Source organism: Aliarcobacter butzleri, assembly GCF_900187115.1.
GTDB classification, from domain to species: Bacteria; Campylobacterota; Campylobacteria; order Campylobacterales; family Arcobacteraceae; genus Aliarcobacter; species Aliarcobacter butzleri.
Map to the genome: position 1 here is coordinate 986,886 of NZ_LT906455.1, position 13,292 is coordinate 1,000,177.

The following is a 13,292-nucleotide window of genomic DNA, read 5'->3' on the forward strand; positions in this document are numbered from 1 at the left end:
TTTCAAATTCGTTCGTTTAATAAGTAAGAGATAGCAATTCTCAAAATTTATATTAAAAGGAACAGAAAAATGAAGTTTTCAAAACACGCATTAGTTGCCTCAAGTTTAGCTTTAGTTTTTGGTGTGAACTTATGCGCTGATGAAGTTTATACAATTCAAAATAAAACTTTAAAAGAAGCATTAGAAATCATTTCAAAAAAATCAAATTTATCATATATTGCAAATGATGAAATATTAGAAAGAAAATATATAAACAATATTGAAAACATCGAAGGTACACAACAAGCTTTAGATAAAATATTAGAAGGAACAGGACTAAAAGCTGTTATTCAAAATGAAGCTATTGTAATAGTAAAAGAAAAAGTTGAAGGTAAAGGTACAGTTTTAGAAGCAATATCAGTTAATGATAGTTATAAAAGAGGTAGTGTCGAAAGTGGTTATTTAGTAGAAGAAACTTCAGATATTGGACCATGGAAAGGTAAATCACTTCAAGATACACCATTAGCAATAAATGTAATGACATCAGAATTATTTGAGAATTTACAAGCCACATCAACCGACCAAATTTATAATATTAATCCAACGATTCAAATGGGTAGAAATCAGTCTCAAAATAATAATGGTTATGCAATGTTAAGAGGTTTTAGTAGTAGTACAGCAGCATTTGATGGTATAAAAAGAGAAAGAGGGCAATTTACTCATAATACAAATCCAGAAGAGTATGAGAAACTAGAAACAATTACTGGTTTATCAGGTTTTTTATATGGATCAGCTTCTATTGGTGGAATTATGAACTATATTCCAAAACGTCCTACTTCAAAACCAGAACATAGTATAACAGTTGGAAATGGTGGTGGTAAAAATGGATATTATAGCCATGTAGATTTAGGTGGACCATTAACTGAAAATGGAAAATTAGGATATAGATTAAATGCGGTAAGTCAAGATAATGATACTCATGTAGAACACCAAAGTGTTGAAAGAAAATTAGTAAATTTAGCTCTTGATTATAGAGTAACAGATAATTTACTTATTCAAGGAACTGTTTCTGATAGTGATTATAGACTTGATGGAAGACAACCTTATTGGTATTTAGCCAAAGGAGCAAAAAGACCAAGTGCATCAAGTATAGATTCAAACAAACTTTGGGGACAAAAATGGACATATAATGATGGTGAAGTAAGAAGATATAGTACAAATGTTTTATGGAATATTAATGATAATATAGCTTTTAGATCAGCTTATATGAATGAAAAAATAACAAGGGATGGTATTTTCTCATCTAATACCATACAAGCAGATGGAACATATACTCAAGTTACTACAAATTCAGCTGGTGCAGATCAAGATTTTTATGGTTATGGGGCTTATGCTTTTGTGGATTTTGATTTTGATACAGCAAGTATAAATCACCAACTTACAATGGGAATGCAAACTAGTGATTCATATAGAAATACTTTAAATACTAATGATACCAACTCAAAAATAACACTAACTGGTCTAAATTTTGACTCGCCAGTATATGTATCTTCTCCTGTTGTATCACCTATTGTTTCAAAAACGACTAAAAGTCTTCATTCTACAAGTAAAAATTTTACTATTGGTGATAGTATTCAACTTAATCCTCAATGGGCATTAATAGTAGGAGCAACTCATGTTCAATTAAAATATCAAGATACTGATTATAAAAAAAGTGAATTAACACCATCTGTATCTCTTATATATAAACCAATAGAAAATTTATCTTTATATACAAGTTATATGGAAGGTTTAGAGTTAGGTGGAATAGCTGCAGATACTTATGGAGGATATAATGTAGTAAATGCAAGAAAAGCAATGGATCCTCTTATGAGTGAACAAATAGAAGTAGGAGCAAAACTTACTTTAGGTGATACTCTTTTAACAGTTGCTATTTTTGAAATTGATAAAGGTTTAGAATATTATGATGTAACAGATATTACAAAACCAACATATGTACAAGATGGAAGACAAGTTCATAAAGGAATTGAGTTTACAGCAACTGGAAAAATAACAGATAATTTGACAGCTATTACTGGAATAACTCTACTTGACCCTAAAACAAAAGAAAATAAAAATAATCCACTACTTGAAGGTAAAAGACCACAAGATGTTGCAGATAAATTTGCAAAATTATATTTAGAGTATAGTCCATTTGACACTATGGATTTGGCTTTTAATAGTGGAATTAATTATACAGGAAGTTTTTATGGAGATAATCTTAATACTGATAAAATACCAAGTTATACTTTAGTTGATTTTGGAGCTAGATATACTACAAAAGCTACAACTTATCCTTTAACATTTAGAGTTAATGTAAATAATGCTTTTGACAGAGATTATTGGATAAATAGTAATTATCTAGGAGATAAAAGAACTATACATGCTTCTGTTCAAATGAAGTTTTAATATAAAGAGAAAAATTCTCTTTATATTTTGATATAAAATTTAAATTATAAATTTTTACTTACTTTTAATCCTTTAGATTCTTCAAGTCCAAGCATTATATTCATACATTGAACAGCAGCTCCACTTGCACCTTTTCCTAGATTATCAAGTCTTGAGATAACAACCATATCAGTATCATTTTCATAAACAGAAATCTCTAAACTATTTGTATTGTTACATTTCATAGGATTTAAAAGTCCTGCATCAAGATATGAATCATTATTTTCAACAATATTTATAAAAAGTTCATCTTTATAATAGTTTTTATATAAATCTAAAATCTCTTCTCTTGAAACTGCTTTTTTGAAATCTTTTTTAACTAAATAACTCATCACAAGCATACCTTGTTTGAAGTTTCCAACACTTGGAGTAAATAGTGGTGCTTCATCAAGTTCTAAAACATATTTCATTTCAGGAAGATGTTTATGGTGAAGTGTTAGGGCATAAGGTCTTTGACCTCCAATATCTTCAAATTTTCCACTTTCATAATCATCAATCATACTTTTCCCACCACCACTAAATCCTGTAATTGAATGGCAAATTAATTTTTGAGAATTTGCTAATATCCCATTTACAATTAAAGGTTTCATAGCTATTATAAGTCCACTTGCATGACATCCTGGAACACAAACTCTTTTAGAATTTTTGATTTTTTCTCTTTGAGTTGGTGTAATTTCAGGAATTCCATAAGTCCAAGAAGGATTTGTTCTAAAAGCTGTACTTGCATCAATTACTTTTACATTTTCATTTGTGATTAAACTAACTGATTCAATAGAAGCAGCATCAGGAAGACATAAAAATACTAAATCAGCACTATTTAAAAGCTCTTTTCTTTTGTTTAAATCTTTTTTTTCTTCTTCTTTTATAGATAAAAGTTCTATTTCTTCTCGTCCTTCTAACATTTCATGGATTTTTAATCCTGTTGTTCCATGTTGTCCATCTACAAATATTTTATATTTCATTTTTTCCTCAAAATTTATCATAATTAATTTTTTGTTAGTTTATCTAAAAGGTTCTTTATTTTTTAGCTTCAAGCCAAATTTCACTAAAAATTTTTATAGCATTTTCAATTTCAAACTCTTCAAATCCACCAAATCCTAAAGCTATTACTTTTTCAAGATTGAAAAACTCTTTAAAATAGATTTTGACATTTTTTTGTTGAGCAATTTTTTCAAGCTTTTCTAAATCAATATCAATAAGTGGTTTTATTAATAAATTCAAGCCACTTCCTTCTCTTAAAATCTTTACATCATCTCCTAAAAACTTTTTTAAAAACTCTTTCATAAGATTATGTTTTTTTCTATTTATATTTCTTATTTTCCTTAAGTGTCTTTCCCAATGTCCCTCTTTTAAAAAAAGTGTTAAAGTTTTTTGAATATCAATAGAAATTTGTGAAAATCTAAAGTCAAAGGTTTTTTTATAAATTTCAAGAAGTTTTGTAGGTAAAACTATATAAGAGATTCGTAGAGCTGGAGATAAAGCCTTTGAAAAAGTTCCAAGATAGATAACATTTTCAAAATTATCTAATCCTTGCATCGAAGGAATAGGGCGATTATAGTAACTTAGTTCACTATCATAATCATCTTCTATAATAAAAACATCATTTTCTTTTGCCCAATTTAAGATTTTTATTCTATTTGAAATTGGTATAGTAACTCCAGTTGGAAATTGATGTGATGGAGTAAGATATAAAGCTTTTGAAGATATTTTTTGTAAAAGTGATAAATCTAATCCATTTTGGTTTATTAAAATATCTTCTATTTCAAAGTTTGCTAATTCGAATACTTTTCTTGCAGTTTTATAACAAGGAGATTCAATAGCAACTTTTTTTGTAAAACTTTTTAAAATAATTGATAAAACAAATAAACTATCAGTAAATCCACTTGTAAGAATGATTTGTTCTGATTTACAAATAACATTTCTTGAAGCTAAAAGATATTTCGATAATTCTTCTCTTAACTCTACTTCTCCTTGAATATCATGATAAATTCCATAATGAATATCATCTTTTACCACTTTATTATAAAGTTTTAACCAAGTTTGTTTTGGAAAAGAGCTTTTATCAAGACTTGCTGGAAAAAAGTCTATTTTATAATTGTTGTTTTCTTTTGTAATATTTTCTTTTCTATTTAAATTAATTTGGAAATTTTGGATAATATCTTCACAAATATAATAACCGCTATTTTTTTTGCTTTCGATATAACCTTCTGCATACAATTGATTATATGCATTTTGCACAGTTGTTTTACTTAAATTATAATCATTTGATAGTTTTCTAATAGAAGGCAGTTTTGTTCCTGCTTTTAATTTAGTTTCAATATCATTTTTTAATTGTTTATAAAGTTGCATATAAAGAGGTGAATTATTATCAAATTTATACAAAAGTGTCCTTGTTAAAAAAATAAAAAATGTATCTTTTATTAAGTACAGAATATTGTTATTATACGCTTGAATTACTTAAAAAGGAAAAATATGAACAGCAAAATAGAATCTATTTTAAACCACGAAGGTATTTTTAGTATAGTAGCAAAAGATGAAGATTTCCCGCATATTGTAAATACTTGGAATACTTTTGTTATTTTTAAAGATAATAATTTATTTGTTCCAGTTGGAGGAATGAATAAAATGGAAGAGATATTGGAAAAAGATAATAGGGTAATTGTTGTTATTGGAACAAGAGAACTTATGGGATTACATGGACCTGGAATTGGAATTAAAATAATTGGAAAAGCTATAATATCACAAGATACAAAAGAGTGTGAAATAATAAAAAATAAATATGAGTGGGCAAGAGCAGTTATGAAAATAGAAATTATGGAAGCTTATCAAACAACATAAAAGGGAAGAATTTTGAGAAGAGATGAATTTAATATAAATGATAAAAATAGTATAGATGAAATATTAAAAGCGTGTGAATATGGAACTTTAAGTCTTATAAGTGAGGGGAAACCTTATGTTGTAGCTTTGAATTTTGTACAATATAAAAATGCAATATATTTTCATGGAGCAAAAGAAGGAAAAAAGATTGAAGCTATAAAATCAAATCCAAATGCAGCTTTTTTAGTAGTAAAACCTTACTCATTTATACCTTCATATTTTAGTGATACAATGGCAGCTTGTCCTGCAACTCAGTTTTTTGCTTCAGTATTGCTTGAAGGAAAATTGAGTTTTATAGAAGATAAAGATAAAAAAGCTGATATTTTAAATGCTTTGATGAAGAAATTTCAAAACGAAGATAGTTTTGAAGAAATTGCTTATAATAAAGCGATGTACACAAAAATGCTTGATAAAACGGCAATTATTGAGTTAAAGATTGAAACTCAAAGTTGTAAAATAAAAGTAGGGCAAAACTTAAATGAAGAGAGAAAAAATAAATTCTTAGAAAAATTAAAAAATAGAAATTCACAAATAGATAATGAAACTATAAAACAGATGAAAATACATAGTTAAAAAAGATTTAAATAATCTTTTTTAACTGATTTTTTATGATAACTGGTACAAAAAACATAGAAACAACATAAGAGATAAGTGTTCCTCCTATTAGTGCAACTCCAAGTCCTCCAAATACTGCATCATTTGCTATCAAACTACTTGCAAATACTAAAACTAAAACAGTTAAAATAATCGGTTTTGAACGTGTTGCCGCTGCTTTTGCTATGGCTTCATTTATATTTAGATTTTTTTCATGAATTAATTGTTTTGCAAAATCTATAATCAAAGTTGAATTTCTTGAATTTATTCCTATAAGCCCTATAAATCCTATAAGTGAAGTTGCAGTTAAATAAAAAGTATCATGTGTAAATAAATCCATAATAATATGGGCAAAAATTACTCCAATGATTGAAATGAAACTCGATAAAACAATAACTCCTGAAAGAGCAAAACTTTTATAATAAATAACCATAAGTAAAAAAATCAAAACTAAAGCGATAATAAAAGCTGTTCCTAAATCAATAAATGTATCAATTGTTACTTTTAACTCTCCATCAAAAACTAAATCAAATCTCTCATTAGTTTTTTTATCTATAAAAGATAGATTTAACATATTTGTTTTTATGACTTCATAATCATTTGATAACGAGTTTAACATCTCATTTCTTGCATCAAGTAAAGGATAAATTTGACTATCTTTAGAAGTTTCAGCTACTACATTTATCATCAAATTTAAATCTTTTGAAGTTAGAGTTGGCTCTTTTATTGACTCTTTTATATTTACAAGTTCTGATACACTTATCATTTGTCCTAAATTATTCATGATTTTTAGAGATTGAAGTTTAGCATTTAGTGCTAATTTACTATTTTTTTCAAGATTTCTTGAATCATCAAGTCTTATAAAAATAGGAATTTGACTTTGGGCATTTCTATCATTTATAACTGATATTTTCATTCCTTCAAAAGCTAAAAATAAAGTTGCTTTCAAATGTTCTAAATCAACTCCACTCATAATAGTTTTATTACTATTTATGTGTAAATCATAAGTTATAAAATCTTCATCAGCTAAAACATCTATATCAACTAAAGTAGTTTGATTTTTGAAAATTTTTGCAACTTTTAAAGAAAAATCTCTTCTACTTTCAAAATTATTGCCACCATAAATTTCTGCAACAATTGAAGCAAGAACGGGAGGACCTGCTGGAAGTTCGATAAACTTGATATTTGCTTCATATAAAGAACATTTTTCTTGAATATTTTTTCTTAGATTACTCACAAGATTGTAGCTTGAAATGTTTCGTTCTTTTGCTTTTTTTATATTTACAACCATTTCAGCTTGAGATTCTTTATCTTTTAAAGCACTTTGTTTTACTAAAGCCGCAAAATCTAAAGGTTGACCAACTCCTAAAAAAGCTGATATATTTGTGATATTTTCTTCATTTTGAAGATTGTTAACAACACAATTTACAACCTCTTTAGTCTGTTTTATGCTTGAACCATCTTTTAAATCTACATAAATTGAAAATGTATCAGAATCTTTACTTGGAAGCATTTTTGCTTTTGTGATTTCAAGTGGAAAAGTCAAAATACTTAAAATAAATAAGATTAGAGTTATAAAATAAATAAAAAGAGATTTTTGTTTATTATTTAAAATATCTAAAATAAATTTTTCTAGTCTCATTTTTTAGCTCCCAAAAATTTTTTTACAAAATATGGAGTAAAAGCATAAGCTACGAAAAGTGAAATAGCTAAAGAAATAGGTACAAATACTGGAAGAGGGTGCATAAATTGTCCCATCATACCTCCAACAAAAAACATTGGAATAAATACCATGATAATAGCAATAGTTGCTATATTTGTAGGATTTCCTATCTCATTTGTTGCTGTAATAGCCAAAGTTTCTATATCCAAATTTGGTGTTTCATGTTTATGTCTATGGATATTTTCTATTACTATAATAGCTGCATCAACTAACATTCCAAGTGAAACAATCAAAGCAAAAAGTGTGATTCTATTTACTGTCTCACCTAAGATAAAACCTACAAAAAGGGTAAGAGACAAAATCATAGGAACAGTAAGAGAAACTATCATAGCTTCTTTAAATCCTAAAGTAAAAATAAGTAAAATACAGATGATTATAATAGAAACAATTAAATCTTTTACTAAAGAATTTACAGCATTATTTGCTGTATAACCATCATCCCTTGTAATAGTATATTTTATATTTTTTGCTAATAAATTGTCTTTTTGTGATTCCATAAAAGCAAAAATCTCTTCATTTATAATAACTGAATTTGAACCTTTTAGTTTTGAAGCACTTAGTGTTATTTGATTATTTTCTTCAAAATTTCCATTTTCATCTTTTAAATAAATATAGGCTTCTTTTTTATTTTGAATATCATAAGATTCTTCTATTGTTGCTATATCTTTTAAATATATTGGAGATTGATAGTTATACACAATGATTAAATTTTCTAAATCTTTTACATTTTCAATAGCTTGTTTTATTCCAAATACAACTAATTCATTGTTATTTGTGGAAGTTTTTATATTTGGAGTATTATATGATAGCGCTTGAATTTGTTTTGCAACTTGAGCAAGAGCCAAATTATAAGATGAGAGTTTGTTTATATCAACTAAAATATTAAATTGATCTTTTTTTTCGCCTTTTAAATCCACAAGTGCAACATTTTTTATTTTATTTATCTCTTTTGATAAACGACTAACTTCATTATAAAGTTCTGTTTGAGAAATTAACTCTTTTTTATTCTCTTTAGAACTATAAAATGCAATAGTTGCTATTGGAATTTCTGTATCTATGTCCATAGTTTTGATTATTGGTTGCATAGCATTTTTAGGCATTAAATCCATATTTCTCATAACTTGGTCATAAAGTTTCAAGTTTGAAATCTCTTTATCTTCGCCTATATAAAACTGAACTTGTACAATTCCTACTGAATCTTTTGCAAAAGAGTAAATATGTTCAACTCCTTTTATCTCTTTTATTTTTTTTTCAAGTGGTTCTATAATCACTTTTTGAATTTCACTTGCTTTTGCATCTGGAAGTGCTACTATTACAACTCCACCACTTACTTTGATTTGTGGATTTTCTTCTTTTGGCATAATAAGAAGTGAAAAATATCCTAAAATAAGTATAAAAATTCCTAAAATAAAAGTTAAAGGATGATTGATAAATACTTTAGCAGTACGACCAGCAATATTAAGATTATTGTTCATCATTTGAACCTATTTGCATAAATATCTTTGCATACATATTTGGATAAATATTAAAATTTTTTTTGTCAAATGAAATTTTGAGTGTAAACGAGTGTGTATTTGAAATAATATTTGGAAATATTGCTACTATTTTTCCTATACTTTCGTAGTTTTGTGAAGGAATAGTTATTTTTACTTCTTGATTTAGTTTTATATCTTTCAGCATAGATTCTGCAATATTTGTTTTTATAATTAAAGAATCTAAATCTGTTAAAATCATATGAGGCATACCTGGCATAGCCATTTCACCTTCTTTAATAGATTTTTTTACTATAAGTCCATTATTTGTTGCTTTGATTTTTAGATAATCATATTGAGCATTTAACTCACTTAATTTTGCTTTTGCACTTATCAAATTTAGCTCAAGCTGTTCATAATCATACTTTGAAACTAAGTCTTGATCTAAAAGATTTTTGTATCTTTTTAGATTTAATTCAAGGTTTTTTACTTGATTTTTTAATATATCGGCATTGTATGAAATATTTGAAGCATCAATTTCGTATAAAATATCACCTTTTTTTACCTTATCACCTTCATTTACATTTATTTTTGTGATATATCCCATCATTTTGCTTGAGATTACTTTTTCATTTTCAGATTCAACCATTCCATCAAGTTCTAAAGTTGTTGCAAAAAGATTTATAAATAGTAGTTGTATTAATAATAATTTTTTCATTTTTCATCCTTATTCAAGTTTTGTCCTAAAACAAGATTTAGTTTTGCTAAAGCTAAAGAGTTTTCATATCTAGCATTTATAAGCATTGATTCACTTTTTCTAAAATTTGCTTCTTGTGAAAGTAGGGTTGTCATAGAAATAAGTCTATTTTTATATTGAAGATTTGCTTGATTTAAAACTTCAAATGCTAGATTTTTTGCCTCAATTTTTTCTTTTAAAATTTCTTGTTTAGCTTTATAATCTAAAATAGCTTTTTCAAGTTCAAGTTTTATTCCATCTTTTAATTTTTCGTAATCTAAAGTAGATTTTAGATGTTCTATTTTACTTTTTTCAAGATAAGCACTTCGCGAAGAATCAAATAAAGTTAGTGATATACCAACTAAAGCAATATAATAATCTTTATCTTTTGAAGCAGTGAATCTATCATCATTTACACCATATTCTAAGTGTGAAAAAACAGTTGGATAATATGAACCTTTTTGTATATCAATATTTTTTTTATTTGCTTCAATTGTTATGTTTTGCATTTTTATTTCATCTCTAGTTTCAAGTGCATTGTTATATAACTCATCAAAGTTTTTTAAATCAAAATATATATTTTCAAGGTTTTCAACATCTGTAATATTTTCATTTGAAGTAAGATATTTTAAATAAGAAAGAGCTAAATTAAAATTGTTTTTTGCTTCAGTTAGTATTGAATTGATATTTAACTGATAAACTTTTGCTTCATTTACATCAATTTTTGTTACAAGCCCATTTTTATGAAACTCTTTTGCCCCTTCATAAATAAACTCAACAGTTTGTTTTGCTTTTTCTAAAGCTTTTACAAAATCTTTAGCTACAACTGCACCATTATAAGCTTTTAGTATTTCAAACTCTAAATTCTTTTTGTCAAGATTATATAAAAGTTCGTTTGCTTTTTCTTGAAGTTTTAGAATATCTTTTTGATTTTCTATTTTAAATCCCATAAAAATTGGAATGTCATAACTTACATAAGAGTTGATGTTTGTTCTATCATTTGGGTAGTTTAAATCTTTTGGAATTATATCCATACCTTCGTTCATTTGAGAAAATCCAAAATCCCTAAATGTTGCCTCTCTTGAAGATAATTTTGAATTAAAAACATATCCAGCATGGTTTGTTCTGCTAACTTCAGATGAAATAGATAATTTTCCATAATTTATTCCATCTACAATATTATAATCTTGTTTTATCGAATCAATATTTAATGCTTGTTTTTTTAAATCTTTACTGTTTTCTAATGATTGTTGTAAAACTTCATTAAAATTTATGCTTTGTGAGTAACATAATGTAGAAATTAGAAAAGATAAATAAATCTTTTTTATCATAAATAATCCTAAATAATCTAATTTAGGAATTATAGCTTAAAAAAAAGAGAAATCAATATGAGAATTATTAAAAAATGTTATAATATAATAAAAAATTCTAAATATTATAATTTTTATTTATTTAAGATTTATTGGTAGTTTTTTTTGATTTCTAGTATTTTATCAAAGTTTTCAAAGAATAAATCAACCAATTTAGGATCGAAATGTTTTCCTCTTTCTTCTTTGATATATTCAACTATTTTATCAACTCTCCAAGCTTTTTTATAACATCTTTCATGAGCTAAAGCATCAAAAACATCAGCTATTGCTGTTATTCTTCCATATAGTGGAATTTCTTCACCTTTTAAACCTTTAGGATAACCTGTTCCATCATATTTTTCGTGATGAGTAAGTGCAATTATTGCTGCTGTTTTTAAAAGAGGTCTTTCTGAAAGATTTAACATTTCATAACCTTTTATTGTATGAGTTTTTACTATTTCAAACTCTTCAGGTGTTAATTTTGCAGGTTTGTTTAATATATAATCAGGAATTGCAATTTTTCCTATATCGTGCATTGGACTTGCAAGTTTTAGCATTTTTGCTTCTTTAGGTTCTAAACCTAATTCTAAAGCAATAAGTTCAGTATATTTTGCAACTCTTTCAATATGTTCTGATGTCTCTTTACTTCTTGATTCAGCAATAGAACCCATTGTGAAAATAATCTCTTTTTGAATCTCTTCTATCTCTTTATTTGCTGTTATATCTTCTCTTACGGCAAAATAACCTATATGATTTCCTTTTTTATCATATTTTGGTTCAATTTCTGCAACAACCCAATAATAAGTACCATCTTTTCGTAGATTTTTTAATTCAGTTGTAAATTTCTTTTCTTTTTGAATCTCTTCCCACATTTTTTTAAAAGTCTCTTTTGATGTTTCAGGATGTCTTATTATATTATGTGGTTTTCCAATAAGTTCTTTTTTTTCATAACCACTGATTTTACAAAAAGCACTACTTGCATGAGTAATTACTCCTTTTAAATCAGTAACTGAAAAAATTACATTTTTATCATAAATTTCATATAAAGATTTTAATTCTTCTTCTTGAAGCAACATTTGAGAAGTTTGTTCTTTTAATCTAACTTTTAAAGTTTTAGTATAAGCTTTATTTAGAAGATATAAAAAAAGTAAACCAGAAATTACCATAAAAATAATTACTTTTGAAAGATAAGCATTTTTAAATTCTGAAATAGCTGATTTATTGATATTCTTTTCACTAAATAAAAAGATAAAAAAGCCCATATCATTATTATTAATATCTTTTATTTCATAAGTAGTTACAAGATATTTATGAAATATCATATAACCTTTTAAACTTAAGAATTTTTCAATACCTTCTTTTTTAACCATTTCCATTAAATCTTTTGAGGCATTCTCATTTGCAACATAATAATCATCTATAAATAGATTTGAAAAAGGATGAGTTATATTTTTACTATAATTTTTGTCTACGATTATTAGAGGTTCTATGTTTTTTTCTTTTAAATTTTGAGCAACAGAGTTAAACTTTGATATAAGTTCTACTATTCCTATAAACTCTTTTTTAGCATCATATAAAGGAATCATTGTTTTAAATGAAATATCGTATTTTCCTGTACTTATCTCTTCAATTGTTCTAGGATTTTTAATCATACTTACAACATCAACTCTTGCAGAAGTTAAATCTTCTCCAACATTGTTGCTCCAACTTCTATAAAAACTATGCCCATTTTTGTCTATAACGTGTAACCACAAATGCTTAAATTCATTGTGATTACCCATCTCATCTATAATATTTTTGTATGAAGATATTAGGCTGTTATCTTTATTTTCTAAAGCAGAAATTATTTTTTTGTCTTGACTTATTAAATATGTAAGTGCAAAAGTTCTTTTTTTCTTATTTTTAATCTCTTCTTTTAAAAGTTCTTTTATTTCTAAACTTTTATTTAAATAAATTTGATTTGTTAAATTTTTAATTTCTGGTTCATAATATAACTTATACGACAATAATAACAGAATAAAAAAAGCAAAACAGAAATATAAAATATTTTTCATATAAGTCCTAAAGAGATTAAA

10 protein-coding genes are annotated in these 13,292 nt (G+C 26.0%); 3 read left to right on the forward strand and 7 right to left on the reverse strand.

Annotation, left to right across the window (positions count from 1 at the left end; genetic code table 11):
* Positions 1-69 precede the first annotated feature (69 nt).
* Positions 70-2,427: a TonB-dependent siderophore receptor gene (locus tag CKV87_RS04935; protein WP_012012701.1), complete on the forward strand. Its 2,358-nt coding sequence runs from the start codon at positions 70-72 to the stop codon at positions 2,425-2,427.
* A gap of 44 nt (positions 2,428-2,471) precedes the next feature.
* Here the strand turns inward: CKV87_RS04935 and argC are convergent, their stop codons facing one another.
* Both argC and pdxR read right to left on the reverse strand, forming a co-directional pair.
* The gene (argC, locus tag CKV87_RS04940) at positions 2,472-3,428 is read right to left on the reverse strand and encodes an N-acetyl-gamma-glutamyl-phosphate reductase (RefSeq protein ID WP_012012702.1); all 957 of its coding nucleotides are present in this window, start codon (positions 3,426-3,428) and stop codon (positions 2,472-2,474) included.
* A 55-nt stretch (positions 3,429-3,483) separates the two neighbouring features.
* Positions 3,484-4,848, reverse strand: coding sequence for a MocR-like pyridoxine biosynthesis transcription factor PdxR (gene pdxR / locus CKV87_RS04945; RefSeq protein WP_012012703.1), 1,365 nt, complete (start codon positions 4,846-4,848; stop codon positions 3,484-3,486).
* Between the two features lie 90 nt (positions 4,849-4,938).
* Here pdxR and CKV87_RS04950 point away from each other — a divergent pair, with 90 nt between their 5' ends.
* Positions 4,939-5,304, forward strand: coding sequence for a hypothetical protein (locus CKV87_RS04950; protein WP_012012704.1), 366 nt, complete (start codon positions 4,939-4,941; stop codon positions 5,302-5,304).
* A 12-nt stretch (positions 5,305-5,316) separates the two neighbouring features.
* The gene (locus tag CKV87_RS04955; protein ID WP_012012705.1) at positions 5,317-5,916 is read left to right on the forward strand and encodes a pyridoxamine 5'-phosphate oxidase family protein; all 600 of its coding nucleotides are present in this window, start codon (positions 5,317-5,319) and stop codon (positions 5,914-5,916) included.
* Between the two features lie 7 nt (positions 5,917-5,923).
* Here the strand turns inward: CKV87_RS04955 and CKV87_RS11795 are convergent, their stop codons facing one another.
* From CKV87_RS11795 to CKV87_RS04980, 5 genes are all read right to left on the reverse strand, one after another.
* Positions 5,924-7,579, reverse strand: a complete 1,656-nt coding sequence (locus CKV87_RS11795; protein WP_012012706.1) for an efflux RND transporter permease subunit — start codon at positions 7,577-7,579, stop codon at positions 5,924-5,926.
* Entirely contained in the window at positions 7,576-9,138 is a 1,563-nt protein-coding gene (locus CKV87_RS11800) for an efflux RND transporter permease subunit (RefSeq protein ID WP_012012707.1), read from the reverse strand. The genes CKV87_RS11795 and CKV87_RS11800 overlap by 4 nt, the downstream gene beginning before the upstream one ends.
* Positions 9,125-9,850, reverse strand: a complete 726-nt coding sequence (locus CKV87_RS04970; protein ID WP_012012708.1) for an efflux RND transporter periplasmic adaptor subunit — start codon at positions 9,848-9,850, stop codon at positions 9,125-9,127. The genes CKV87_RS11800 and CKV87_RS04970 overlap by 14 nt, the downstream gene beginning before the upstream one ends.
* Positions 9,847-11,199, reverse strand: a complete 1,353-nt coding sequence (locus CKV87_RS04975; protein WP_012012709.1) for a TolC family protein — start codon at positions 11,197-11,199, stop codon at positions 9,847-9,849. Before CKV87_RS04975 ends, CKV87_RS04970 begins: the two co-directional genes overlap by 4 nt.
* Before the next feature lie 128 nt (positions 11,200-11,327).
* Complete coding sequence (locus tag CKV87_RS04980; RefSeq protein WP_012012710.1) at positions 11,328-13,271, reverse strand: HD domain-containing phosphohydrolase; 1,944 nt, start codon at positions 13,269-13,271, stop codon at positions 11,328-11,330.
* Between the last annotated feature and the right edge of the window lie 21 nt (positions 13,272-13,292).